Origin of the sequence: Xanthomonas sp. JAI131, assembly GCF_013410075.1 — a bacterium.
Lineage (GTDB): Bacteria > Pseudomonadota > Gammaproteobacteria > Xanthomonadales > Xanthomonadaceae > Xanthomonas_A > Xanthomonas_A bonasiae.
This window is the reverse complement of record NZ_JACCCN010000002.1, coordinates 128,782-154,157: the sequence shown is the minus strand read 5'-3', so window position 1 is coordinate 154,157 and position 25,376 is coordinate 128,782. Positions and strand designations below refer to the sequence as shown.

The following is a 25,376-nucleotide window of genomic DNA, read 5'->3' as shown; positions in this document are numbered from 1 at the left end:
CTCCGGCAGCAGTCGGGACGGAAGTCCTTCCCGCAAGAAACCATATAGCGGCAGCACCGTTCCCACAGTTACTCGTGCAGCGCCAGGTGACCGCGATCGATCATGCCGCGTCGGTACCGGTATCGCCGCGCACCAGCGCGAAACCCTCGTCCAGCCAGCCGGTGACGCCGCCGATCATCAGCTTCACCGGGCGTTGCAGCGCGGCCAGGCGCACGGCCGCCTTGTCGGCACCGTTGCAGTGCGGGCCGGCGCAATACACCACGAACAGGGTGTCGGCCGGATAGGCGGACAGCTTGCCCTGCACGATCTTGGCGTGCGGCAGGTTGCGCGCCCCCGGCAGGTGGCCCTGTGCGTACAGCGCGGGGGAACGGACGTCGAGCAGGACGAAGCCGGCGTCGGCGCCGGACATCGCGGCGTGGACGTCCCAGCAATCGGTCTCCAGCGAGCGCTTGGCGGCGAAATGGCGCAGCGCGTCGGCGCTGGAGGCGGCAGGTGTCTGCAGCACGGGGTTCGGCATGGGCGTGTCCTCGCGGTGGGAGCGGCCAGTGTGCCGCCGGCGCCACCGCGGCTACACTGGCAGGATTGACGAACATCGGTCATTTTCTGCCATGACGAAAACGCCGCCCTACGTGGTCGCGCTGGCCTATCCGAACCTGTGCCTGTTCGAGTTCGGCATCGCCGCCGAGCTGTTCGGCCTGCAGCGGCCGGAACTGGACCTGCCCTGGTACCGCTTCGGCGTGGCGATGACCGCGCGCAAGGTGCACAGCGGCATCGGCGGGCTGCGGGTCGCCGCCGACGGCGGTCTGGAACTGTTGCGCAAGGCGCATACGATCGTGGTGCCGGGCTGGAGCGGGCCGGCGGTGTTGCCCGGCGCCGCCTTGAAGGCGGCGCTGTGCGCGGCGCATGCCCGCGGCGCGCGGTTGCTGTCGATCTGCTCGGGCGCGTTCCTGCTCGGCCATTGCGGGTTGCTCGACGGGCGCAGGGCGACCACGCATTGGCGTTACGCGCAGCAGTTCCAGGACCGCTTTCCGGCCAGCACGCTGGTCTGCGATGCGCTGTACGTGGAAGACGGCCGCATCGTGACCTCGGCCGGCAGCGCCGCAGGCATCGATGCCGGCCTGCATCTGATCCGCAGCGACTTCGGCACCGCCGTGGCCAACCGCGTAGCGCAGCGCCTGGTGATGCTGCCGCACCGCGAGGGCGGGCAACGCCAGTTCGTCGCCAGCCCGGTCGCCGCGCCGCGCAGCCATCCGTTCGACGGCGTGTTCGACTGGGCGCGGCAGCAGTTGCACGCCGGCATCGGCGCCGCGGACCTGGCCCGGGCGGCGGCGATGAGCGAACGCAACTTCTACCGCCGCTTCAAGGCCGCGATCGGCACCACCCCCGCGCATTGGCTGCAGCAGGAGCGGGTGCGCGCGGCGAAAGCCTTGCTGGAGGACGGACGGCTGGATCTGGAGCGGGTGGCCGCGGCCTGCGGCTTCGAGACGCTGGAGGCGTTCCGGGCCGCGTTCCGGCGCCATGTGGGCGTGGCGCCTTCGGTGTACCGCAGCGGCTTCGGGCAGTTCGCCTGAGGCCTGAACGCGTGCGCAGGCCGCGCTACCCGGCGCAAGCGCACATGGCGAGGACACCGGCATCGGCTACGCTGCGCGTCTTGCAAAAGGATGGTCCGCAATGTTCCGCTGGTTCGAGTCGCTGATTCCCGTATTCCCCGAGATCGATCCGCGCACGCCGCCGCGCGGAGTGTGGCGCTTCTACGCGTTCTACCTGCGCCCGGTATGGCCGGTGTTCGCCGCCACGTTGGTGGCCGGGCTGTTGCTGGCGCTGGTCGAAGTGGCGATGTTCGATTTCCTCGCCCGCATCGTCGATCTGGTCGCCGAGGCGCCGGGGCCGGACTTCTTCGCGCGCCACCGCGACGAACTGCTGTGGATGGCCGCCATCACCCTGGTCGCGCGGCCGCTGCTGACCGGGCTGCACAACCTGCTGGTCAACCAGGCGATCATGCCCGGGCTGAGCAACCGCACGCGCTGGCTGATGCACAACTACGTGGTGCGGCAGAGCCTGAATTTCTTCCAGAACGATTTCGCCGGGCGCATCGCCAACCGGGTCATGCAGACCGGCACCTCGCTGCGCGAATCGGCGGTGCAGATGGTCGATGCGCTGTGGTACATCCTGGTCTACACCGGCACCGCGCTGTACCTGTTCGCGCAGGCCGACGCGCGGCTGATGCTGCCGCTGATCGGCTGGCTGGTCGCCTACGTGGCGTTGATGGCGTACTTCGTGCCGCGCATGCAGCAGCGCGCGTGGATCGCCTCGGAAGCGCGTTCCAAGGCGATGGGCCGCATCGTCGACGGCTACACCAACATCGCCACGCTGAAGCTGTTCGCGCATGCCAGGCGCGAGGAGGCCTACGTGCGCGAGTCGATCCAGGAACTGGCGGTCAAGCACCGCGGGCAGACCCGGATGACCACTGCCATGGATTTCTCGATCGCGGCGTTGAACGGCTTCCTGATCGTCGGCACCTGCGCGCTGGCGATGTGGCTGTGGAGCCAGGGCCGGATCAGCGTCGGCGCGATCACCCTGGCCACCGGGCTGGTGATCCGCATCCACAACATGTCCGGCTGGATCATGTGGGTGGTCAACGGCATCTTCGAAGACATCGGCACCGTGCAGGACGGCATGGAAAGCGTGGCCCAGCCGATCCAGGTGCAGGATCGCGCCGATGCGCAGGCGCTGCAGGTCAGCCGCGGCGAGGTGCGCTTCGAGCACATCCATTTCCACTACGGCAAACGCGGCGGGGTCATCGCCGGGCTCGACCTGCAGGTGCGCCCGGGCGAGAAGATCGGCCTGGTGGGGCCGTCCGGCGCCGGCAAATCGACCCTGGTCAACGTGCTGCTGCGGCTGTACGACCTGGAGAGCGGACGCATCCTGATCGACGGCCAGGACATCGCCACGGTGACCCAGGAAAGCCTGCGCGGGCAGATCGGCCTGGTCACCCAGGACACCTCGCTGCTGCACCGCTCGATCCGCGACAACCTGCTGTACGGCCGCCCCGACGCCAGCGAGGTGCAACTGCTGGCAGCCGTGCGCAAGGCGCGCGCCGACGGCTTCATCGACGCGCTGCGCGACGGCGAAGGCCGCAGCGGCTACGACGCGCACGTGGGCGAACGCGGGGTCAAGCTGTCCGGCGGCCAGCGCCAGCGCATCGCCATCGCCCGGGTACTGCTGAAGGACGCGCCGATCCTGGTGCTGGACGAAGCCACCTCGGCGCTGGATTCGGAAGTGGAGGCGGCGATCCAGGACAGCCTGGACGAGCTGATGGCAGGCAAGACGGTGATCGCGATCGCGCACCGGCTCTCGACCATCGCGCGCATGGACCGGCTGGTGGTCATGGACCAGGGCGCGATCGTCGAAACCGGCACCCATGCCGAACTGGTCGCGCGCGGCGGCCTGTACGCACGGCTGTGGGCGCGGCAGACCGGCGGATTCGTCGGAGCGCGCTAGCGCGCGGCGTCAGCGCATTCGCGCTGCCGCCCCCACAGTTTGCTGCTGAGCCGCGTTATCGCATTCGCGCTAACGCCCCCACAGTTTGCGGCGCAAACCGTGGGCCCCAGCTCATCACCTTCCAGATCCCCCGCGCCTGAGCGGCGTCAGCGCATTCGCGCCGCCGCCCCCACAGTTTGCTGCGCAAACCGCGGGCCCCAGCTCATCACCATCCAGATCCCCCGCGCCTATCGGCGCGCCCCCCTTGACTCAAGGGGGGCTGTTCTCCAGTTGGATCGCGTGAGGTCATCGGGCGCGAGGAACCGCTTTTACGAATCCCCACTCCCTAATCCCGAATCCCGGCTTCTCACTGGATCGGCTCGTCCAGCATCAGCTCGCGCACGAAGCGCACCGGCGGCGCGCCGTAGGACAGCACCTGGTCGTGGTAGGCCTTCAGGTCGAACTTGTCGCCGAGCTTGGCCTGCATCGCCTTGCGCAGGTCCAGGTGTTCCTGCACGCCGACGAAGTAGGTTGGCAGCTGCGCGGAGGTGAGCTGCGCGCGCACCCACTTGCCTTCGGCTTCGCTCTGCTGCTGGAAGGTGTCGTGCACCATCAGCCGCATGGCCTGTTCCTTGCTCCAGTTGTCCACGTGCACGCCCTGGTCGAGCAGCGCGTTGGCGAGGGTGCGCAGGTAGAACTTCAGCTGCACCAGATGGAACAGCGGATCGTTGTCCAGGTAGCCCTGCTCCTGCATCATCCGTTCGGTGTACACGGCCCAGCCCTCGGCGAACGTGCCGGAGCGCAGCACGCCGCGCAGGGTCGAGGGGAACTTGGCCGAGTGCCAGCCTTCGACGTAATGGCCGGGCACGCCTTCGTGGATGCTCAGCAGGTGGATCATGCGGCCGTTGTATTCGCGCAGGAACGACTCTGCCTGTTGCGCGCTCCAGTCGTCGGGAATCGGCGACACCGCGTAGAAGGTCTTCAGGTTCTTGTCCAGCGGGCCGGGCGAGTCGCAGTACGCCACCGCCACGCCACGCTGGAACTCGGGCATCAGGATGATGTCCACCGGCGCGTCGGGCAGGGTCAGCAGGTTCTTGCTGCGGACGAATTCGGTGGAGGAAGCCAGCGACGCCTTGGCGTCCTCGACCACCTTGTCGCGCGCCGGGTGCTGCGCGTAGGCCAGCTCCAGCGCCGCCTCGATCGCGGCCTGCTGCTGCGCGTCGCTCGGCGCATCGACCAGCGCCGGCGCGTTCGGGCGGTCCTTGAGCACGGTGCGGGCGATGCCGTACATCTCCTCGCGCACGCGCTTGAGCTCGGCCTCGGCGCGCTGCTTGATCTCGGCGCGCGACAGCGAGGAGTTGAGCGCGAATTTCAGCTTCTGGTCGTATTTCTCCGCGCCGATGCGGAAATCGCCCTTGGCGTTGGGCACCAGGGTCTTGTCCAGCCAGGTCTGCTGTTCGGCCACCGCTTTCTTCAGCCCGTCGATCGCCGCCTGCAGGCGCTGCGCGTCGTCGTCCGGCAGTTCCTTCACGTGCGGAGCGATGAACGTATCGACGATGCTGAGGATGCCCTGGTTCTGCTTGGCCACGGTCTGCGCGTTGATCTGCGGCACCCGCGCCGGGTCCAGGTTCGCGCGCGCCTGCGCGAACAGCGCCGGGATCTTCTCCATGCGCGCGGTGGCGGACTTCAGCCGCTCCGGTAGCGGCGCGAATTCGCGCGCCATCAAACCGTAGATCGCGCCGCCGGCCAGGCCGTTGTAGACCTGCGGATCCCAGGCCCAGCTCTGCGACACTTCGCTGCTCCAGATGTCCGACTGCAACTGGTTGCGCAGGATCGCCGCATCCACCTGGTTCTCGCGCGAGAGCTTGGTCACCTGCAGCTTGTCCAGGTCCGCCAGCAGTTGCTTGCTCGCCCCCAGGCTCTTCTGCCGGCCGGCGGCGCTGAGATCGTCCAGCTCGCTGTCGTAGCGGTGATCGCCGGTCTGGGTGGCGCCGACCGGGGACAGCTGCATCCAGGTGTCCACGGCACGCTTGGACAGCGCGGCGAAGGCGGCGTCGGCGGCCGGGTCGGCCGCATCGGCGGCCGCGCCGGGCGTGGCGGCGGACGCCGCGGTCGGCGCGTCGGCGGGTTTCTGGCAGCCGGCGAGGGCGGCGAGCAGGGCGGCAGCGAGCAGGTGCTTGCGCATCGGGTTTCCTGTGGTGGGTCGATTCCCAAGCATAGGCGGCCGCGGCGGCGCGCGCACCTGTCGTGGACTATTCTGGCGCCTCTTCTTGGACGGGAGCGCAGGGATGAACTACACGGGCAGTTGCCATTGCGGCCGCATCGCATTCGAACTGGAAACCGAGGCGCCGATCGCCGAGGTCTACGACTGCAACTGCTCCATGTGCCGCCGCCGCGGCGGGCTGCTGTGGTTCGGCGCACGCGCGGCGCTGTCGCTGCGCAGCGCGCCGCAGGCCTTGGGCACGTATCGGTTCCATCGCCAGCACATCGACCATCACCATTGCCCGGACTGCGGCATCGCCCCGTTCAGCGAAGGCACCCATCCCAAGACCGGCGAGGCGACGGTGGCGGTCAACGTGCGCTGCCTGCCCGAACTGGACCTGCGCGCGCTGCAGGTGCACGCGGTGGACGGAGCGAGCCTGTGACGGCGCGCTCGCGGTACTGGTGGCTACCTGCCATGGTGGGGGAGCGAGTTCAGTCGCGACGGGCTGCACCGGGAAGGCCTATTGCCACTGATGGCCTGAGGCCACCCGGAGTCGTTCCTGCAAGAAGCACCATCCGCATCGTCTGTGCGCCCTTGGTGCTGATGCTGGCGCTCGCCGCCTGCTCCAAGCACAGCGCCGAAAGCGCGGCCGAGGCGCCCGCTGCCGGGCCGGCCGCGGCACCGACCGCGGACGGACGCGCGGCGATGCTGGCCTACGAGCACGAGGTGAACGTGCAACTGCCGGCGGCGCAGATCGAGACGCGGCTCAAGCAGGCCCAGGACAGCTGCCTGAGCGGGCGCTTCGGCGCCTGCAACGTGCTGTCGCTGCAGCAAAGCGGCGGTGATTATCCGCGGGCCGCACTGAGCGTGCGCATCGTGCCCGCCGGGGTGGAGCCGCTGATCGCGCAGGCCGGCAATGGCGGCGAGATCGGCAGCCGCAGCACCCATGCCGAGGACCTGGCGCAGGCGGTGCAGGACAACGCCGCGTTGCAGCAGCGCCTGCAGGCCGAACAGCGCCGCCTGCAGGAATTCCAGCAGCGCCGCGACCTCAGCGTCGCCGACATGATCAGCCTGTCGGCGAAGCTGGCCGAACTCGATACGCAATTGCTGGCCGCCAGCCAGGAGGCGGCGCAGCAGCGCCGGCGTATCGAGACGCAGCGGTTGACCCTGCAGTTCGCCGCGCTCGACGGCGAACGCAGCCGCAGCGAGATCGGCGAAGCCTTCGCCGACACGGGCGCGATCTTCGCCTCCGCCACCGCCTGGGCGATCCGTACGATCGCGGCGCTGACCCCGTTCGTGCTGCTCGGGGTGGTGCTGTGGTGGCTGGTCGCCTGGCTGCGTCGGCGACGCAGGCGCGTTTAGAAAGCTGGCGCTCGCCAGGTACCACTTGTGTAGGAGCGGCTTCAGCCGCGACGGGCGTTACCGGTAGAGCCTGTCGCGGCTGAAGCCGCTCCTACAGTGCTTCGTCAGTCGAGGAGAAAGAAGGCGGCTAGCCTTCGTCCTGCTCGAACTCCACGATCACTTCCAGGTCGAAGGCCAGCGCCTCCACCGCTTCGCGCACCTTCTGCGCGGTGGCGAGGTTGCCGGCCTCGATCTCGACCTCGTGGGTGCCTGGACCCTGGTCGTCGGGCAGTCCGGCCGAGCTGGAATCGTCGTCGTCCATATGGCTCATCAGATCGTCGATTTCCTCGACGTGCTCGATGCCTTCCAGGCTGCCGAGCAGGTTGATGATGGCGCGGGCGTCGTCTTCGCTGCCGGTGATGCGGATACGGAGCAGGGGCATGCGTGTTCCTCTGGGTAGGGGAAGGCAAGGCTAGGCAGGCGCCGGCTAAGACGAAGTGATGACGGCTCAGCGCGGTTGCGACGCGGCGCTGCCGAGCGCGGCCTGGTCCACCGTGGTCTCGTCGAACACCGGCGCCAGCAGCGCCTCGGCCGCGGCGCGCAGCATCGCCGGGGCGATGTAGTGGCGATGGCCGCGCGCGATCAAGGCCATGTACAGGCGGCCGAACCAGTTGCGGCAGGCCACCCGCGTGTCCAGGCTCAGTTCCACGCTGCCGTCCTCGGCGACGTCCACGCCCACGCAGCTGCGGAACACCAGGTGCCGGTCGTCCGCGCCGAGCAGCACCTGCGCGCGCCGGTCGTGCGCGGGGTGCGCCTGGCCCAGCACCGGGAAGCGGCCGGCGAACAGGCGTTCGCGCTGCGGCGACAGCAGCGAGGACACCGGGCACCCGAGCGGCGAGGTGCGCAGCCGCAGCGGCGCGACCAGCGCATTGCGGATCCGCATCAGCCAGGTCACGCCGAGCGGCCGACGCTGCATGAAGCCTTCCAGCAGCGCCACCATCAGCGCGTGCGCACCGCGCTGGCGCAGCTGATGCGGCTGCAGGCGCAGGCGCACGCTGTCCTGATGGTCGTGCGCCTGCAGCTCGTCCCACAGCAGCGAGCCGGGCACCGGCTGCGGCAGCGAGCGCACGGCCGCCAGGCGCGGCGCCAGCGCGACGAAGCCGGGCGGATGCCGCCACCTGCCCAGCGCCTGGCGCAGGCGCCCGCTGCGCGCGCGCAGGTCCGCGCACCAGGCCAGCCGCCGGCTGCCGGGCGAGGCGGACAGCGACAGGCGCACGGTCGGCACCTGCACCGCCTGCGCCTGTGGCGACGCCAGCAGTGCGCGCACCGCCTCCGGCAGCAATTCGGTCAGCGTGGCGATGTCGGCGGTGCCGGCCATGACCCGTTCGCGCACCTGCGGGCTCAGATCGCCGCCGGCCTCGTCGCTGTGGCAGGACAGCGCGAAGAACGCCGGATGCGCCGCGTTCGCGCGCAGCGGCGCGAACTGGTGCCAGGTGCCGCCGCCGAAGCGCACGGTGAACAGGCAGTCGGCCGGCAGGTCGACGTGGCGCAACGCGGCCAGGAAATGCTGCGGGTCCTGTTCGAGCTGCGCCATCGATGCGGTGCAGAAGCGCAGCTGCGCGCCGCCGCTGCCGGTGATCGCGGTGAACATGCGGTGCCCTGCGTGGCGATGGAAGGGATGCCCGTTCGCGCCGACCGCGAAGGAGAACAGCGCGGTCGATTCGCCATTGGCGAAATCGGTGTCGGCCAGCCGTGCCGACGGTTCGTCTAGCGCATCGTGGAAGCTCGGGTGCGCGCGCTGGCGCACGCAGGCCTGGGCGATCAACGGATCGCCGGCGCCGGCGCCGAGCTGCGCGATCAGGGTCACTTCCACCGGCAGCCCGCCGCTGTACGAGGCCAGGCGCACGGAGGGAAAACCTGCCTGGGCGGCAGCGGTTTCGCGGAGCGGGGCGGTGGACATCGGCGGGTTCCTTTTGGCCGGGGCGGGACGGATCAGGCGTTCTTCTTCGCCAGCTTGCGCGCTTCGCGCTTGAGCGGGCCGGCGCTGGGGCAGACCTCGAAGGCGAAGCCGCTGAGCGTATTGACCAGGTTGTCGGGGGTCAGCCGGTACACCACGAACTGGCCGCGGCGCTCGCTCGACACCAGCCCGGCCGCTTCCAGCACCGACAGGTGCCGCGAGATCGCCGGCGCGCTCATCGCGAAACGCTGCCCGATCTGCCCGGCAGTGAGTTCCTGCGCCGACAGGTAGGCCAGGATCTCGCGGCGCGGGCGGGAGGCGAGGGCTTCGAAGACGCGGTCGATGGACATCAGGGATTAGATAATTAACGAATTAGCTAATTAATGACGCATCGATGGCCGTGTGTCAAGCGTCCTGCGGCGTATCTCTGATTCAGGCGATCGGATCTTGTAGGAGCGGCTTCAGCCGCGACACGCGTTACCGGCAATGTCTGTCGCGGCTGAAGCCGCTCCTACAAAAGCGCGCAACCAGGCGAACGCCTAGCCCGCCCTCGGCGGCAGCCCCAGCAGTTCCGCCGGCAGCGCCGGCATCGGCGTGCGTTCGTCCAGCGCCTCGCGCTTGAGCCAGTCGATGAACTGGCTGGCCGCCGGGCTGGGCAGGCGGTGGCCAGGGTGCACGATGTAGTAGGAATAGCGCGCCTTCAGCGCCGGACCGGGCAGGCGCACCAGTTCGTAGCGTTGCAGGTACGGCTGGGCGATGTGCTTGCGCGCCAGCACCGCGCCGACGCCGTACACCGCCGCGCGCATCGCGTCGGTGCTGTCGTTGAAGGTGTGCATCGGCGGCAGTTCCACGCCGCGCACCGCGGCGGCGCGGAACCAGTCGCGCCAGCCCTGCGGCGACATGTCGCTGAGCAGCGGCAGCTGCGCGATCTGCTCGGGATGGCGCAGCGTGGCCAGCTGCGGCAGTGCCGGCGAGGCGACCGGGAACAGTTCGTCGTCCATCAGGTGGTGCGAGGTCAGCCCCGGCCACGCGCCCTGGCCGTAGCGGATGCCCAGCTCGGGGCCGCCGTCCTCGAAGCGCGAGAACGCCGCGTCGGTCTGGATGTCCAGGCGCACGTGCGGATGCGCCTGGCAGAAGCGCGGCAGCCGCGGCAGCAGCCAGCAGTAGGACAGCGAGCGCAGCGTGGTGATGCGCAGCGGCGCGGTATCGGCCTGCGGGTGCAGGTTGCCGGCCACCGCGGCGATGTCGGCCAGCGCCGCGCTGGCCGCATCGGCCAGCTGCCGGCCCTCGGCGGTCAGCTTGACCCCGCGCGCATGGCGTTGGAACAGCGTCGCGCCGAGCAGCGCTTCCAGCTTGCGCACGTGGTGGCTGACCGCGCTGGCGGTGAGGTGCAGTTCCTCCGCGGCATGGGCGAAGTTCTGGTGGCGCGCCGCGGCGGCGAACACGCCGAGCGCGGGCAGCAGGGCAGGGCGCAGTTGCATGGCTAGACACGCGGCAGATTTGTGGCTCGCGACGATACTACGCGCTTGTGGGCGTTGCGACGGCGCGCGATCCTGACAGCCATGCGCAAGATGCGGGGCCGGTACGGGCCGCGTTGGCGCGCGGCCCCGCTTCCGCCGCTGTTCGCGCGCGTTGCCTGTTGCCCGGTGGCAGGTGGCAGCCGCGTCCGCGGCGACGGCACGATCGACGGCAGCGGACACAAGATGAATCCAGGAGACAACACGGTGAATGCAGCCCATCCCGCGTCCGGCGATCCAGCCGACGTCCTTCCGGCGCCCGCGGTGCGCGACTGGCGCACGCCCCTGGAGCTGCTGTTCCTGGGCATCGTCTGGGGCTGCTCGTTCCTGTTCATGCGCGTGGCGGCGCCGCAGTTCGGCGCCTATGCGCTGGTGGAACTGCGCCTGGCGCTGGGGGCGACGGTGCTGCTGCCGTTCCTGTGGATGGCGCGCGCGCGCTTTCCGCTGCGGCGCTGGCCGACGCTGGCGGCGATCGGGCTGCTCAACTCCGCGTTGCCGTTCCTGCTGTTCGCCTGGGGCGCGCAGCATGCGCCGGCGGCGATCGGCGCGATCTGCAACGCGATGACCGTGCTGTTCACCGCGCTGATCGCGTTCCTGTTCTTCGGCGAGAAGATCGGCGTGCGCCGCGCGGTGGCGCTGCTGATCGGCTTCGTCGGCATCGTGGTCCTGGCCACCGGCAAGTCGGCCGGGCTGAGCGTGGGGCCGGCGGCGTTCGCCGGCGCCACCGCCTCGCTGCTGTACGGCATCGGCTACAGCCTGGTGAAGCGCTACATGAGCGACCTGCCGCCGGCGGCGTCGGCCGCCTCGACCCTGGGCTGCAGCGCAGTGCTGCTGGCGCCGCTGGCATGGACGCATTGGCCGGCCGCGCCGGTGCCGGCGGTGGCCTGGGCCTGCGCCGGCGCGCTGGGCGTGGTCTGCACCGGCCTCGCCTTCCTGATGTACTACCGGCTGATCCAGCGCATCGGCCCGGCGCGCGCGTCGACGGTGACCTACCTGGTCCCGGTGTTCGGCGCGCTGCTGTCCTGGTCGATCCTCGGCGAGCCGTTGACCTGGAGCATGCTGCTGGCCGGCGCGCTGATCCTGGGCAGCGTCGCCTTCAGCCAGCGCGCGCGTTGAAGGACCTGCCGATGACCGCTTCCCTGCTCGCATCGCAATTCGCCTACAAGGCCTGGGCCAACGCCGAGTTGCTGCAGGCGCTGGCGCAGATCGACGCGGCCGCGTATCCGGCGCCACGGCAGCGCGCGATCCGGCTGTTGAACCACACCTACGTCGTGGACCGGATCTTCGCCGCGCACCTGGACGGCGGCACGCATGCGTTCACGGCCAGCAACACGCCGGAGACGCCGGCGCTGGAGGCATTGCACGCGGCCGTCGCCGAATCCGACCGGTGGTATGCCGGCTACGTCGGCCAGCTCGATGCGGCCGCATTGCAAAAGTCGCTCGCATTCCGCTTCACCGACGGCGATGCCGGCCGCATGACCCGCGAGGAGATGCTGTTCCATGTCCTCGCGCATGGCGCCTATCACCGCGGCAACATCGCCATGTTGCTCAGCGACTGCGGGCTGGAGCAGCCGCGCGAGTTGTTCACCCGCTTCCTGCACGCACGCGAACCCGAGCGCCGCGGCGCGGCGCCAGCGGCCTGAGCGCCGGCGCAGGCCAATGCAGTGCAGTCCGCTGGCGAGCGCGGACTACTGCGGCGGCGTGCGCACCGGCAGCGGCACGTTGCACAGGTCGATGTGCCCGGCCGGTCGCTTGTAGAAATCGTCCCGGCGGTTGCGCCGCGCTTCGGCCACGTCGCGGAAGGTCTGGGTGTCGGTGCGCAGCAACTGCAGCGGGGTGCGTTCGGCCTCGGGCAGGTCGCTGGCGAGCTTGATCGCGCGGATCGGGGTGCGCTGTTCGGGCTTGGCGTAAAACCCCATCGGGTCCGGTCCGCGCGGGATCACGCTGAGCAGTTCCATGCCCTTGACCACGCGCCCGACCACGGTGATGTTGCGGTCCAGCTGCCGCGGCGATTGCCCGGTGACCACGTACAGCTCGGCGCCGATGCTGCTGTCCTCGTCGTTGTTGCGGCCGGCGCCGAGGGTGCCGTAGCAGTGCGCCAGCCACGCCTTGCCGTCCTTCGGGTCGCGCGCGGCCGGAAAGCCGTCGACGAAGCCCACTTGCGGCGCCCAGCCGTCGCGGTCCGGCAGCGCCTGGAACGCCAGGCCCGCGGCCGGGCGCTGGAACTCGGCAGGCAGGTGCCGCTTGGCCGACCCCAGCGACTTGGCCTTGTCCGCCTCCTCGCCATCGGGATCGCCGAACTGCACCACGAAGTTGTCCTGCGAGCGGTAGATGCTCAGGCCGTCCCAGAAGTGCTCGTGGGCCAGGGTGCGGATATTGCCGACGTGCTGCGGCGCGAACACCGACGCCAGCTCGATGACCACGCGGCCGGCGTCCAGGTCCAGATACAGCGTGTTGGCCGGGTCCAGCGTGCGCCAGTCGCCGGGCTTCGACGCGTCCAGGATCTGCTGCGGACTGCGGTACGGTGCGGCAGGCGCGGCGGCCAGTGCGCAGGCGGCGGACGACAGCAAGGCGAGGGCGAGCAGGGTGGGACGCAAGGGCATGGCGGCAGCCTGGAGGACGGTAGCCGATTCTTACCCAGCCACCGTCGCTGCGCCAATGCCGCCGTTGCGTTGCCGGCCGGTGTGCTCAGCGCGCCGGTGCGCGTTGCGGGGCGTCCTGCGTCTCCTGCGGGGCGGCCACCGCGGGCTGCGCAGTCGCATTCAATGCATCGAGCTGGCGCAGGCTGTCCTGCAGCGGCGTGGCCGCGGCGACCTGCGCGTCCACGTAGGCGGTGCGCTTGTCGCCCCCCATCGGGTCGCCCTGCACGGCGAACACGCGGCCGGCGTCGTTGCGCAGCACATGATCGACCTGGGTCAGGCCTTCGCGCTTGGCCGCCAGCAGCAGGTGCGTGGCCAGTTGCGGATCGGCCGGCGTCAACCGGGCGTCGATCATGCGCTGCATCGCGTGGTCCGGATGCGCCGGATCGCGAGGATCGGCCGGCGTGCTCGCGGGCGTCGCCCGCGCTGCGGCCGCGACCTTCGGATCGACATTGTCGACGCCGGCGTCGATGCGGGTCAGCGCGCCGCTCAGCGCGCCGTCGGCATCGGCGGCGACGCGGAACAGGCGTTCGCTCAGGCCGTACGGGGAATTGCCGAGATTGCGCGCCAGCCCGATCGCGAATTCCTCGTTGCTCATGCGGGCGTAGGCGCCGGCCTGCTCGCGATCGAACGGGCGCGCCTGCGCGGCCTGCGCGTACTGCTGGCGCAGCGCGCCCATCTGCGCCTCCGAGAAGTTCAGGGTCACGTCCTGGCCGGCGGCGATGGCGTCGTCCGCGGTGTCCTTCCTGGCCAGCGCGGCATTGAGCAGCTGCGCCTGGTTGCCGTCGACCTTGCCGAAGCCGAGCTGGTAGCGGCGCGCCTCGACGTGTTCGCTGCCGGCGGCATCGCACTGGCGGGTCAGGGTGAGCGGCACGTTGTCGGCGTACTGCAGCTTGCTGGTGACGGTGCTGCTGCCGTCGGCGAGGGTGGCGCGTACGTTCTCGCCGCTGTTGCGCTGCCCGGCCAGGTCCAGGCTCAGCGGCCCCACCCCGAGTTTGGCGCGGGTCTGCGAGCTCGCGCTCAGGGTGTCGATCCGCTGCACGTCGCTGACCCCGGGTGCCGCCTGCGCCGGCAACTGGCCGCTGCCGAGGAAATCGCGGTAGGCGGCCTGCGCCTGCGGGTCGCGCAGGTCGAAGGTCGCGGTGTGCATGCTGGCCTGGCCCAGCGCGTCCTGGCGGCCGAGCATGGCCTGCGCGACGGGCGTCTTCAGCCCGATCATGTCCAGGCGTTCGATCGCCGCGGTCGGTCCTGTCGCCACGCGCACGTGGTCCGGGTCCAGGCGCTGCGCGGTGTAGCTCACGCCTGCCGCGTCGGTGTGTTCGCTGCTGCTGGCGAAACTGCGGAACGAGGTCTCCAGCGAGGTGCGAACGAAGGCCTGGCCGTCGAGCCTGACGCTGCCGCCGACCGGGATGCTCAGTGGATCGAATGGATTGACGCTGCGCGCGGCCTCGGCGGTGGCGTCGCCGGGCAGGGTGACGTTGTAGCGCGCGCGCTCGCCGAGCTGGGTCGTGCTGCTGAGGCTCGCGGCGTTGCGGCCGGTGATGGCGGCGTCGAGCTGGTGGCCCTGGCGGAATTCCATCTCCAGGCCGAATTCGGTCTTGCCGTCGGCGGTGCGCCGGCTGGCGCCCACGCTCTGGGTGGAGACGAACTGGTGCGCGAGCGGCCCGCTGCGGCCCAGCGCATGGGACTGCGTGTGCTCCACGCTGGCGCTGCCGTCGGCCGGATTCCATTTCAACGGACCGGCGCTGCGGCTGCTGCCAGCGCTGGCGAAGGTGGGGTCGTTGGCCTGGGCGTCGTCGGCGGGCGTCGTCGAACTCATGCATTCCTCCTGGATGGCGCCTGCCGGCGCGAGCGGCGCGCAGGATAGCCAGGCCGATGTTGCCGGTGCGTCAGGCGTTCGTTATGCCTGCTATGACTACCGGCACATTCGCTATACCCAACTCAACACTAGTATGCATTCCAACCTAGTGGGGGCGGTCATGGTCGAACCGGATGCACAGCTGAAGAAGTTCCAGAAGGAGCTGAGCGCGGGCACCGTGTCGCTCGCGCTGCTGGCGGTGCTGGCCGAGGCCCAGGAACCCCTGTACGGCTACCTGATCGCCAAGCGCCTGGAAAAAGTGGGCGAGGGCGTGCTCAGCGGCAAGCAGAGCGCGCTGTATCCGGTGCTGCGCAACCTGGAAGCGGGCGGGCTGCTGTCCAGCCATGTCGAGCCGTCGGTGGCCGGGCCGCCGCGGCGCTACTACCGCATTACCCAAACCGGCCGCGCCACCTTGCAGCAATGGGCCGCAGCATGGCGCGCCACCCGCGATTCCGTCGATTCCGTCCTGAAGGGGATTTCAGAATGAGCAGCGAACAACTCCAGGCGCGGCCGTTGCCGGCCACCATTCCCGACTACCTGGCGCAACTGCGCGCGGCGCTGGCCGGCGCCGATCCGGCGCTGGTCCAGGACGCGTTGTACGACGCGGAGGAATACCTGCGCGCCGAGCTGGCCGAGCAGGCCGGCAAGAGCGAGGCCGAGGTCATCGCCGAAGTCGCCGGCAGCTACGGCGCGCCGGAGGAGGTGGCCGCGATCTACCGCGACACCGAGGTCACGGTGAACCGCGCGCTGAAGCCGCCGGCGCCGCCCAGGCGCAAGTCGCTGCTCGGCCGCTTCTTCGGCGTGGCCGCCGATCCGCGTGCCTATGGCGCGTTCTTCTACATGCTGCTGTCGCTGGTCACCGGCATCTTCTACTTCACCTGGGTGGTCACCGGGGTCAGCGTCTCGCTGGGCATGCTGGTGCTGATCATCGGCGTGCCGTTGCTGGTGCTGTTCTTCGGTTCGGTGCGGCTGCTGTCGCTGGTGGAAGGGCGCATCGTCGAGGTGCTGCTCGGCGAGCGCATGCCGCGGCGGCCGCTGTACAGCGCGCGCGAACAGCCATGGCTGCGGCGCATCGGGCAGATGTTCACCGACGCGCGGACCTGGACCACGATGCTGTACTTCGTGCTGATGCTGCCGCTGGGGATCTTCTATTTCAGCGTGTTCGTTACTCTGCTGAGTACGGGATTGGCGCTCGCGGCGGCACCGCTGGGATTTTTCTTCCCGCAGCAGTTCAACGTCATGTTCGTCGACTGGAACGTCACCGAAAGCGCGCCGTGGCTGCTGCCGCTGTGGAGTGCGCTGGGCATCGTGCTGCTGTTCGCCACGCTGCACCTGGCGCGTGGCATCGGCAAGCTGCACGGCATGCTGGCCAAGCACCTGTTGGTGCACAGCTCGGCGCAATGACAATGACATCGACGCGGCGGCCGGCAGGCGCCGGCCGCGCGCGGTACGCCGCTCAGCCGGCCTTGCGGCTGCCGCGGCGCTTGAGCGGGGTGACGTTGCCGCTCGGCGCCTGCGCCGTGGCCGACGCGTTGGCGGCGATGAACGCACGCACCTGCGGATAGACGATGTCGCGCCAGCGGCGGCCGCTGAAGATGCCGTAATGGCCGGCGCCTTCCACTTCCAGATGCTGGCGGCGGTGCGCGGCGATGCCGGTGCACAGGTCCTGCGCGGCGGCGGTCTGGCCCAGGCCGGAGATGTCGTCCAGTTCGCCTTCGATGCTGAGGAGCGCGGTGTCGCGGATCGCCGCCGGATCCACGCGCTCGCCGCCGATCACCCATTCCCCGCGCGGCAGCAGGAATTCCTGGAACACCACCCGGATCGTGTCCAGGTAATAGGTCGCCGGCATGTCCAGCACCGCGTTGTACTCGTCGTAGAAACGGCGGTGCGCCTCGGCGTCCTGCAGGTCGCCCTTGACCAGGTTGGCGTAGAAATCCCAGTGCGACATGAAGTGCCGGCTGGGGTTCATCGCCAGGAATCCGGTGTGCTGCAGGAAGCCGGGATACACCGCGCGGCCATGTCCCGGATACGTCTGCGGCACGGTGTGGATGACGTTGTGCTCGAACCACGACAGCGGATTGCGCGTGGCCAGGTTGTTGACCTGGGTCGGGCTGCGGCGCGCGTCGATCGGCCCGCCCATCATCACCAGCGAGCGCGGCGTGGCTTCGCCGCGTCCGGCCATCAGCGACACCGCGGCCAGCACCGGCACCGTCGGCTGGCACACGCTGATCACGTGCAGCTTGTCGGCGCCGATGTGGCGGATGAAGTCCTGCACGTAGTTGACGTAGTCGTCCAGGCCGAAGTCGCCGTCGCTCTGCGGCACCATGCGCGCGTCGATCCAGTCGGTGACGTAGACCTTGTGGTCGCGCAGCAGGGTGCGCACGGTGTCGCGCAGCAGCGTGGCGTGGTGCCCGGACAGCGGCGCCACCACCAGCACCGCCGGCTGCTGCTTGAGTCCGGCCACGACCTTGGCGTCGTCGCTGAAACGCTTGAAGCGCAGCAGGCGGCAGAACGGCTTGCGCAGCACTTCCTGCTCGACGATCGGCAGCGGGTGGCCGTCGACCTCGACGTGGTCCAGCGCCCAGGCCGGCTTCTCGTAGTCCTTGCCGAGCCGGTGCAGCAGTTCGTTGGTCGCGGCCAGACGCTCGGCGCCCGGGAGCGTGGCCCACAGGCTATTGGCGTCGGAGAAGATCTTGGCGTTGGCCGCTGCCTGGTGGACCCAGGGGGCGAGCAGGTTGCGGGTCAGTTCGTGCCACTGGTAGAGCATGCCGGTGTTTCCATCCTGAGCGTATGCTGCCGTGCAGCATATCCTATCCGGGGTGGTTGCACCTTAATGGGGCACCAGACCAATCGTTTCCAGGGCCGCCGCATCCCCCGCCAGCGCTGGCGATAGCCAGCAATGACTGCCGACCGGGCGCAGTCCGAGTGCACCAAACTGGCGCCGGTACCAGCGCGCCGGACGAGGCTGGAAGCCGGCATGGTCGCCGTCGAAGGCGTCCTCCATGGCGAAGGTCTCAAGGAACGCGACCCCGCCGCACAGGTCGGCCAGGCCCGGCAGGCCCTGGCGCAATTCGCGGTTGGGCACGTAGTGCAGCACGTCCGAACACACCAGCAGGTCCACCGGCGCGCACGGCCGCAGCCAGGCGAAATCGCCGAACCGCGCCGGGCGCAGATTGCGGTGGCGGCCGTAGCGCGCCACCGCGTACTCACTGCTGTCGAAGCCCAGGTAACTCAGTTTCGGCCGCAGCTTCAGCAGCGGCGCGCGCCAGGCGCCTTCGCCGCAGCCGATGTCGAGCACGCTGCGGATCGGCCGTTCCAGGTAGTACTCGGCCTGGGCGACGGCGAGCGCGACCTTGCGCGCCAGGCGCGCGTTGCCGCCGATATCGTCGCGGCGATACCAGCGCTGGAAGTAGTCGGCGTCGTACTGTTTGTCCATGCGGGGTCGTGGTCCGTGCGGGCGCGATGCGAATCGGCGAAAATGGCGTGACATCCTACGCCAGCGACCCGGAGCCAGCGCATGCAACTCTACCTGTGGATCAAGTCCCTGCACCTGCTGTTCGTGGTCGCATGGATGGCGGCGGTGTTCTACCTGCCGCGGATCCTGGTCAACATCGCCGAGAGCGCGGGGCAGCCGGACGTGCAGGCGCGGCTGGTGCTGATGGGGCGGCGCCTGTACCGCTTCGGCCACATGATGTTCGGCCTGGCCTTGCTGCTGGGGCTGACCCTGTGGCTGGGCTACAAGGTGTTGCCCGACTTCCCGACCATGGTCGCGCCCGGCCACAGCGGCTGGCTGCACGCCAAGCTGGGCCTGGTGGCGCTGATGCTCGGCTACTACATCTTCAGCGGGCGCTGGCTCAAGGGCGTGGGCCAGGCGCGCGCGCTGCCGTCTTCGCGCGCGCTCCGGCTGTTCAACGAACTGCCGGTGCTGGCGCTGCTGGTGGTGATCTGGTTGGTGTTGGCGAAGCCGTTTTGAGCCGGGATTGGGGATTTGGGATTGGGGATTCGAACGTCCCCGTTTCCGACCCTTTCCGGGTTTGCGTCAGCAGCTAAGTGCTGCCGTTGTCGAGTTGCTTCAGTTCACTGCGGGCCAGGTCGATCCACTGGCGTTGGTCGCGCTGGTAGTAGCGCGGGGCCAGGCTGGAGCGCTTCAGCACTTCGTTGAACACTTCGCCGGCGCGCTGCGGCTGGCCCGCGCGCTGCAGCAGTTGCGCGTAGCGCACGCGCGCTTCTTCGCCGGGGTAGTCGTCGGCGAGCGCGGCGTATTCTTCCAGTGCCGCGTCGGTCTGGCCTAGCGCCTCGGTGGCGCGTGCGTAGAGCAGGTGGCCGTCGTGCGAGCGGAACTGCGGGTTGGCGGCGATCAGCCTGTCCAGCGTGGCTTTCACCGCGGCCGGCTGGTCCAGGCCGAACTGCGCCTTGGCCAGTCCGAGCAGCAGTCCGGGGTCGTCGCGGTGGATGCCGCGCAAGCCGCTCTCGAACACCTCGGCCGCCTGCGCGTACTCGCCGTTGCCCAGGTGCACCTCGGCCAGTTGCCGGCGGTTGTCCACGGTGTCGGCCAGTTCCAGGCGATTGCCGGCGGTGCGCTTGTCGCGGTTCGGATCGAGCGTGGCGCCGACCTTGCGCAGGTGGCGGCGCGCGCGCGGATCGTTGCGCCATTCCGGCAGCAGTTCGGCGATCACGTAGATCAGGATCCCGAGATACGAAAAGATCAGCAGGATGAAGATCCAGTACAGCGGGCGGCCGCTGCGCACCACGTGCACGCAGCAGGCCAGCTGCAAGGCCAGCGACAGCAGGACGATGGGATTCATGGACAACGCTTCCTTGTGTCGCGATCAGGCCGCTTCGTACGCCCCGTAGCCGCGCAGGCGTTCGTAGCGCTTCTGCAGCAACTGCTCGACCGGCAGTTTTTCCAGCGCGTCCAGTTCGTTGAGCAACACCGCCTTCAGGCGCTTGGCCATCTGCGTGGGGTTGCGGTGCGCGCCGCCGATCGGCTCGCGCACGACCTTGTCGACCAGGCCCAGCGCGGACAGGCGCTTGGCGGTCAGGCCCAGTTGCTCGGCGGCGTCCTTGGCCTTGGCCGCGTCCTTCCACAGGATCGAGGCGCAGCCTTCCGGCGAGATCACCGAATAGGTGCCGTACTCCAGCATCAGCGTGCGGTCGCCGACGCCGATCGCCAGCGCGCCGCCGGAGCCGCCTTCGCCGATCACGGTGCAGATCACCGGCACTTTGAGCTCGGCCATCTCCAGCAGGTTGCGCGCGATCGCCTCGCTCTGGCCGCGTTCTTCCGCGCCGATGCCGGGATAGGCGCCAGGGGTGTCGATGAAGGTCAGCAGCGGCAGCTTGAAGCGCTCGGCCAGCTTCATCAGCCGCAGCGCCTTGCGGTAGCCCTCCGGACGCGGCATGCCGAAGTTGCGCGCGACCTTGGTCTTGGTGTCGCGGCCCTTCTGGTGGCCGATGATGACCACCGGGCGCCCGTCGATGCGGCCCAGGCCGCCGACGATCGCCTTGTCGTCGGCGAACGCGCGGTCGCCGGCCAGTTCCTGGAACTCGTCGCAGAACACGTTGATGTAGTCCAGCGTGTACGGACGCTGCGGATGCCGCGCCAGCTGCGAGATCTGCCACGACGACAGGTCGCGGAAGATCTGCGCGGTGCGCACCCGCAGCTTGTCCTGCAGCGCGCGCACCTCGGTCTCGACGTTGACCGCCGGGCCGGTGCTGGCGTTGCGCAGTTCCTGGATCTTGGCTTCCAGATCGGCGATGGGTTGCTCGAAGTCGAGGTAGTTCGGATTCATTGGAGGCCGTCGTGAACGTAAGGGACGCAGTTTAGCCGAACCGATGTCGGTCACCCGTACGGGGCCGTGCGGTTTGGGGGCCGGGATTCGGGATTGGGAATTCGGGATTCGAAAAAGCCGGCGCTCCTGCCGCTGCGGACAGCGCGGATCCCGCTCCTACGAATCCCCAATCCCCAATCCCGAATCCCGGCTTCTCACGCCCACGGCGGGCTGTACTTCACCTTCACCGCGCGCACGCCCGGGTCGGCGCGCAGGGTGTCCAGCAGTTGCGGGTCCACGCGCACCGCGTGGCTGCCGTTGAGGTCGAGCATGCCGGCCACCGCGCCTTGTTCGGACTGCAGCAGCAGGTCCAGGCGCAGCGGCGTCTTGCCGGGGCGGTGGCGCGCCAGCAAGGCGTCGATGCGCGGCCAGGTGCTGCGCTGGCGCAGGTCCAGGCGCAGCGACAGGCGCTGCGCGTGGTGGGTGCAGATCTGTTCGTAGTCCCAGCACTGGCGGATGCGCATCGCATAGCCGCCGTTGAATTCGTCCTCGCGCACGCCGCCCTTGACGATCAGGATGCGGTCGCGGGTGAGCAGGTGGCCGAACTCGGCGATGGCGTCGGTGAACGCGCTGCACTCGACCCGGCCGCGGCCGTCCTCGAGTTGCACGAACACCTGGCTGTCGCCCTTGCGCCGCACCCCGACCACCTGGCCGGCGAGGATCGCGCTGGTTTCCGGGCGCCAGGCGCGTTTTTCGCCGTCGCCGCCACCGCCGCGTCCGCCGCCGGATTGCGCGCAGATCTTTTCCAGCGCGCTCAGGTCGCAACCGACCAGCTCGCGCACTTCCTCGCGGTAGGGATCGAACGGGTGGCCGCTGAGGTAGAAGCCCAGCGTCTCGCGCTCGCCGGTCAGCAGCTGGCCCAGCGGCCATTCCTTGCTTTCCGGCAGGTCCAGGCGCAGCGCCGGGGCGCTGGTGTCGGCGCCGCCGAACAGCGAGTTCTGCCCGGAGGCGCGCTCGCGCGCCATCTGCTCGGTGGCCTTCATCACCTCCGGCAGCTGCAGCATCAGGGTGGCGCGGTTGCTGCCCAGCCCGTCCATCGCGCCGGCGTTGATCAGCGCTTCCAGGGTGCGCTTGTTGAGCTTGGCCGATTCCACGCGGGTGCAGAAATCCAGCAGCGAGGCGTATTCGCCGCCGCGCTCGCGCTCGGCCACGATCGCCTCGCAGGCGCCACGGCCCACGCCCTTGATCGCGCCCAGGCCGTACTGGATGGTGTCCGGCGTGGCCGCTTCGAACATGTACGCCGAGGCGTTGAGCCGCGGCGGCAGCACGGTCAGGCCGAGGTTGCGCACCTCGTCGAGGAAGCCGACCACCTTGTCGGTGTTGTCCATGTCCGAGGACAGCGTCGCGGCCATGAACTCGGCCGGGTAGTGCCGTTTCAGCCATGCGGTCTGGTAGCTGACCAGCGCGTAGGCGGCGGCGTGCGACTTGTTGAAGCCGTAGCCGGCGAACTTCTCCATCAGGTCGAAGATTTCGTCGGCCTTGGCCTCGCCGACGCCGCCCTTGGCCGCGCCCTCGCGGAAGATCTCGCGGTGCTTGGCCATCTCGGCCGGCACCTTCTTGCCCATCGCGCGGCGCAACAGGTCGGCGCCGCCCAGCGAGTAGGCGCCGACGATCTGCGCCATCTGCATCACCTGCTCCTGGTACACCATGATGCCGTAGGTGTCCTTCAGGATCGCTTCGGTGCGCGGATCGGGGTAGATGATCTCCTGCTGGCCGTGCTTGCGCGCGTTGAAGTCCGGGATCAGGTCCATCGGGCCGGGGCGGTACAGCGACACCAGCGCGATCAGGTCCTCGAAGCGGTCGGGCTTGGCGTCCTTCAGCAGCCGGCGCATGCCCGAGGATTCGAACTGGAACACCGCGCCGGTGTTGCCCGAAGCGAAGATGCCCTTGTAGGTGGGCGCATCGTCGAGCGGGATCGCAGTGATGTCCACCGGCGGGATGCCGGCGCGCGCATGGCGCACGTTGATCGCCTTCACCGCCCAGTCGATGATGGTCAGCGTGCGCAGGCCGAGGAAGTCGAACTTGACCAGGCCGACCTGCTCGACGTCGTCCTTGTCGAACTGGGTGACCGGGTTCTTGCCCAGGTTGTCGACGTCGTGTTCGGCGAACAGCGGGCAGAAGTCGGACAGCGGCGTCGGCGCGATGACCACGCCGCCGGCGTGCTTGCCGGCGTTGCGGGTCAGGTCCTCCAGCTGCCGCGCCAGGTCCATCAGGTCGCGGACGTCGTCCTCGCTCTGGTAGCGCTGGATCAGCTCCGGCGAGGCCATCTCGCTGTCCTTGCCTTCGCCCATCGCGTCCTTCAGCGTGATGCCGAGGATGTTGGGGATCAGCTTGGCCACGCCGTCGACCAGGCCGTACGGGAAGCCGAGCACGCGGCCGCAGTCGCGCACCACCGCCTTGGCCGCCATGGTGCCGTAGGTGATGATCTGGCTGACCCGGTCGCGCCCGTACTTGCGCGCGACGTAGTCGATGACCTCGTCGCGGCGGTCCATGCAGAAGTCGATGTCGAAGTCGGGCATCGACACGCGTTCGGGATTGAGGAAGCGCTCGAACAGCAGGTTGTAGGGCAGCGGATCCAGGTCGGTGATCTGCAGCGCCCACGCCACCAGCGAGCCGGCGCCGGAGCCGCGGCCCGGGCCGATCGGGATGCCCTGGTTCTTGCCCCACTGGATGAAGTCGGCCACGATCAGGAAGTAGCCGGGGAAGCCCATCTTGATGATCGTGTCCAGCTCGAACTCGAGCCGGTCGACGTAGTCCTGGCGGGTCTTGCCCGGCGCCAGCGGATTCTTCTCCAGGCGCGCGGCCAGGCCGTCGCGCGACTGGCTGCGGATCCAGCTGTCCAGCGTCTCGTTGTCGGGCACCGGATACGCGGGCAGGAAGTAGGTGCCCAACTGCATCTCGATGTTGCAGCGCTGCGCCAGAGCCAGCGTGTTGTCCAGCGCGTCGGGAATGTCGGCGAACAGCGCGGCCATTTCCTCCGACGATTTCAGGTATTGCTGGTCGCTGTAGTCGCGCGGGCGCTTGGGGTCGTCGAGCACGCGGCCGGAGGAAATGCACACGCGCGCCTCGTGCGCGGCGAAATCGCTGGCGTACAGGAAGCGCACGTCGTTGCTGGCCACCACCGGCAAGCCGCGGGTGCCGGCGGCATGCAGCGCGAACTGGTTGAACGCTTCCTCGCCGTCGCGGCCGGTGCGGGTCAGTTCCAGGTGCAGGCCGTCGCCGAAGATGCGTTGCCAGTCGGCCAGTTGCTGCTCGGCCAGATCGTGGCGGCCTTCGCTGGCCAGGCGTCCGGCCAGGCTGTCGCGCCCGGCCAGCGCGAACAGGTTGTCGCTGCCGGTCTGCAGCCACTCCGGGCGGATCGCCACGCCGCCTTCGTTGCGGTGGCCTTCCAGCCAGGCCCGGGTCAGCAGGCGCGACAGGCTCAGGTAGCCGTCGCGGTTGCGGCACAGCACGGTGAGCCGCCACGGCGTCTCGCCGGCGCTGTCGGCGATCAGCAGGTCGGCACCGGCGATCGGCTTGATGCCCACGCCTTCGGCCGCCTTGTAGAACTTGACCAGCGCGAACAGGTTGTTGAGGTCGGTGACCGCGAGCGCGGGCAACTCCAGTTCGACCGCACGGCTGAGCAGGTTGGCCTGCTTGGCTTTCTTCGGGTCGGCCTGATCCGGTTTCTCGGGCACACGGATGGTCGAATCCGCCAGCGAGAACTCGGTGTGGACGTGCAGATGAGCGAAGCGGGAAGTGGACATGCGGAACCAGAACGATGCCCGGGCAGGTTAGCGGCGGGGGCGGGGGCGGGCAAGGCTTGACAGGGCCGTTGCCGGGTCCGGAGTCCGATGCGACGGGCCTGGCGAGGCGATTGGGCGGGGCGCCCGTTCAGCTCCGGGCGCAGGCCGCGGCTGAACGGCGTGGGTCTGCGCGGGCGCAGGGCAAGGGGGGCGGATGTGCCGTCCTCCGCCAGCGGTCGTTACCGGAGCGCGCGGCCGCCGCGTGTCTCGCCACCGGCCGATGCGCCAAAGCTGCGCAAAACCGGAGCGCGGGCCGTTAGGGCGGGTTGGATTTCTGAATGCAAGTTGACTGCGTCGGCCTAAACGGTACATGTTGGTACAGTTATCAGTACCTCTGCGTAGGGTGCGCGGATGCGTTCTGCTTTCAATGCGTTACGTGGGTCGGGGGCGAAATGGGGACGCGCTGGGAAAATGAATCCATTCTGAAAAATTATTATCTTCGGCGGTCGACTCGCTCGACCTGGCCACGCATTCGAATATCAGGTGATAGCGTCTCGCTCGCCGTGAACCCCCACGGCGTGATCAGGAGAAACTCCATGAAGAAGTTGATTCCGGTGATGGGCGCGCTGATGCTGTTCGGCGCCGTGTCCAGCGCATCCGCGCAGAGCCTGAGCGAGGTGAGCGACCGCTTCGCGCCGTGCCAGCAGCTGAGCGGCGGCGATTCCGTGCGGTGCTACCTGGACACCTGGTCCGACGTCATCTCCGACTACTTCAACTGAGCGAGCCGCGGCGACCCGTTTCGGGTCGCCGCTTTGCCCGCGCGACCGG

22 protein-coding genes and 1 pseudogene are annotated in these 25,376 nt (G+C 69.3%); 10 read left to right on the top strand and 13 right to left on the bottom strand.

All coding sequences use genetic code 11. From position 1 onward, the window contains the following. Window positions 1-100 precede the first annotated feature (100 nt). Entirely contained in the window at window positions 101-517 is a 417-nt protein-coding gene (locus tag HDC36_RS07455; protein WP_179565933.1) for a rhodanese-like domain-containing protein, read from the bottom strand. Window positions 518-608: 91 nt separating this feature from the next. On the opposite strand from HDC36_RS07455, the gene HDC36_RS07450 reads away from it, so the two are divergent. Then, window positions 609-1,571, top strand: coding sequence for a helix-turn-helix domain-containing protein (locus tag HDC36_RS07450; protein WP_179565931.1), 963 nt, complete (start codon window positions 609-611; stop codon window positions 1,569-1,571). Window positions 1,572-1,671: 100 nt separating this feature from the next. Continuing rightward, complete coding sequence (locus tag HDC36_RS07445) at window positions 1,672-3,501, top strand: ABC transporter ATP-binding protein (RefSeq protein WP_179565929.1); 1,830 nt, start codon at window positions 1,672-1,674, stop codon at window positions 3,499-3,501. Between the two features lie 346 nt (window positions 3,502-3,847). Here HDC36_RS07445 and HDC36_RS07440 read toward each other — a convergent pair whose 3' ends face one another. Beyond that, on the bottom strand, window positions 3,848-5,665 hold the full coding sequence (locus HDC36_RS07440) for a DUF885 domain-containing protein (RefSeq protein WP_179565927.1): 1,818 nt from the start codon (window positions 5,663-5,665) through the stop codon (window positions 3,848-3,850). Between the two features lie 103 nt (window positions 5,666-5,768). Between HDC36_RS07440 and HDC36_RS07435 the strand changes: the two genes are divergently transcribed. Beyond that, window positions 5,769-6,125: a GFA family protein gene (locus HDC36_RS07435; protein WP_179565925.1), complete on the top strand. Its 357-nt coding sequence runs from the start codon at window positions 5,769-5,771 to the stop codon at window positions 6,123-6,125. A gap of 161 nt (window positions 6,126-6,286) precedes the next feature. Beyond that, on the top strand, window positions 6,287-7,045 hold the full coding sequence (locus HDC36_RS07430) for a DUF4349 domain-containing protein (RefSeq protein ID WP_179565923.1): 759 nt from the start codon (window positions 6,287-6,289) through the stop codon (window positions 7,043-7,045). Between the two features lie 127 nt (window positions 7,046-7,172). Here HDC36_RS07430 and HDC36_RS07425 read toward each other — a convergent pair whose 3' ends face one another. The 4 genes from HDC36_RS07425 to HDC36_RS07410 all read right to left on the bottom strand — a co-directional run bounded on the left by HDC36_RS07425 (window position 7,173) and on the right by HDC36_RS07410 (window position 10,462). After that, window positions 7,173-7,466: a hypothetical protein gene (locus HDC36_RS07425; protein ID WP_179565921.1), complete on the bottom strand. Its 294-nt coding sequence runs from the start codon at window positions 7,464-7,466 to the stop codon at window positions 7,173-7,175. 66 nt (window positions 7,467-7,532) lie between these two features. Further along, window positions 7,533-8,984 carry a DUF2867 domain-containing protein gene (locus tag HDC36_RS07420; RefSeq protein WP_179565919.1) on the bottom strand — a complete coding sequence of 484 codons (1,452 nt, stop codon included), beginning with the start codon at window positions 8,982-8,984 and terminating at the stop codon, window positions 7,533-7,535. A 32-nt stretch (window positions 8,985-9,016) separates the two neighbouring features. After that, a complete protein-coding gene (locus HDC36_RS07415; RefSeq protein WP_179565917.1) occupies window positions 9,017-9,331 on the bottom strand; it encodes a metalloregulator ArsR/SmtB family transcription factor in 315 nt (104 codons plus the stop codon). Window positions 9,332-9,520: 189 nt separating this feature from the next. Continuing rightward, entirely contained in the window at window positions 9,521-10,462 is a 942-nt protein-coding gene (locus HDC36_RS07410) for a LysR substrate-binding domain-containing protein (RefSeq protein WP_179565916.1), read from the bottom strand. Window positions 10,463-10,705: 243 nt separating this feature from the next. On the opposite strand from HDC36_RS07410, the gene HDC36_RS07405 reads away from it, so the two are divergent. Beyond that, window positions 10,706-11,614: a DMT family transporter gene (locus HDC36_RS07405; RefSeq protein WP_179565914.1), complete on the top strand. Its 909-nt coding sequence runs from the start codon at window positions 10,706-10,708 to the stop codon at window positions 11,612-11,614. 11 nt (window positions 11,615-11,625) lie between these two features. After that, on the top strand, window positions 11,626-12,141 hold the full coding sequence (locus tag HDC36_RS07400; protein WP_179565912.1) for a DinB family protein: 516 nt from the start codon (window positions 11,626-11,628) through the stop codon (window positions 12,139-12,141). 45 nt (window positions 12,142-12,186) lie between these two features. Here HDC36_RS07400 and HDC36_RS07395 read toward each other — a convergent pair whose 3' ends face one another. Both HDC36_RS07395 and HDC36_RS07390 read right to left on the bottom strand, forming a co-directional pair. Next, window positions 12,187-13,101: a peptidylprolyl isomerase gene (locus HDC36_RS07395; RefSeq protein ID WP_179565910.1), complete on the bottom strand. Its 915-nt coding sequence runs from the start codon at window positions 13,099-13,101 to the stop codon at window positions 12,187-12,189. Window positions 13,102-13,186: 85 nt separating this feature from the next. Beyond that, window positions 13,187-14,956, bottom strand: a complete 1,770-nt coding sequence (locus tag HDC36_RS07390; protein WP_179565908.1) for an XVIPCD domain-containing protein — start codon at window positions 14,954-14,956, stop codon at window positions 13,187-13,189. A gap of 160 nt (window positions 14,957-15,116) precedes the next feature. Here HDC36_RS07390 and HDC36_RS07385 point away from each other — a divergent pair, with 160 nt between their 5' ends. Next, window positions 15,117-15,482 carry a PadR family transcriptional regulator gene (locus HDC36_RS07385; RefSeq protein WP_179567918.1) on the top strand — a complete coding sequence of 122 codons (366 nt, stop codon included), beginning with the start codon at window positions 15,117-15,119 and terminating at the stop codon, window positions 15,480-15,482. After that, the gene (locus HDC36_RS07380) at window positions 15,479-16,399 is read left to right on the top strand and encodes a sensor domain-containing protein (RefSeq protein WP_179565906.1); all 921 of its coding nucleotides are present in this window, start codon (window positions 15,479-15,481) and stop codon (window positions 16,397-16,399) included. The genes HDC36_RS07385 and HDC36_RS07380 overlap by 4 nt, the downstream gene beginning before the upstream one ends. 133 nt (window positions 16,400-16,532) lie before the next feature. Here the strand turns inward: HDC36_RS07380 and phaZ are convergent. Both phaZ and HDC36_RS07370 read right to left on the bottom strand, forming a co-directional pair. Next, window positions 16,533-17,762: pseudogene (phaZ, locus tag HDC36_RS07375) on the bottom strand (polyhydroxyalkanoate depolymerase); the annotation flags it as partial. 63 nt (window positions 17,763-17,825) lie between these two features. Next, window positions 17,826-18,431: a class I SAM-dependent methyltransferase gene (locus HDC36_RS07370; protein WP_179565902.1), complete on the bottom strand. Its 606-nt coding sequence runs from the start codon at window positions 18,429-18,431 to the stop codon at window positions 17,826-17,828. Window positions 18,432-18,512: 81 nt separating this feature from the next. On the opposite strand from HDC36_RS07370, the gene HDC36_RS07365 reads away from it, so the two are divergent. After that, window positions 18,513-18,968, top strand: coding sequence for a CopD family protein (locus HDC36_RS07365; protein ID WP_179565900.1), 456 nt, complete (start codon window positions 18,513-18,515; stop codon window positions 18,966-18,968). A 73-nt stretch (window positions 18,969-19,041) separates the two neighbouring features. Here the strand turns inward: HDC36_RS07365 and HDC36_RS07360 are convergent, their stop codons facing one another. The 3 genes from HDC36_RS07360 to dnaE all read right to left on the bottom strand — a co-directional run bounded on the left by HDC36_RS07360 (window position 19,042) and on the right by dnaE (window position 24,569). Beyond that, window positions 19,042-19,800, bottom strand: a complete 759-nt coding sequence (locus HDC36_RS07360; RefSeq protein WP_179565898.1) for a tetratricopeptide repeat protein — start codon at window positions 19,798-19,800, stop codon at window positions 19,042-19,044. A 24-nt stretch (window positions 19,801-19,824) separates the two neighbouring features. Further along, window positions 19,825-20,784 carry an acetyl-CoA carboxylase carboxyltransferase subunit alpha gene (locus tag HDC36_RS07355; protein WP_179565896.1) on the bottom strand — a complete coding sequence of 320 codons (960 nt, stop codon included), beginning with the start codon at window positions 20,782-20,784 and terminating at the stop codon, window positions 19,825-19,827. Between the two features lie 194 nt (window positions 20,785-20,978). Beyond that, window positions 20,979-24,569 carry a DNA polymerase III subunit alpha gene (gene dnaE, locus HDC36_RS07350; protein WP_179565894.1) on the bottom strand — a complete coding sequence of 1,197 codons (3,591 nt, stop codon included), beginning with the start codon at window positions 24,567-24,569 and terminating at the stop codon, window positions 20,979-20,981. 575 nt (window positions 24,570-25,144) lie between these two features. Between dnaE and HDC36_RS07345 the strand changes: the two genes are divergently transcribed. Beyond that, on the top strand, window positions 25,145-25,327 hold the full coding sequence (locus tag HDC36_RS07345; RefSeq protein ID WP_179565892.1) for a hypothetical protein: 183 nt from the start codon (window positions 25,145-25,147) through the stop codon (window positions 25,325-25,327). Window positions 25,328-25,376: the final 49 nt, after the last annotated feature.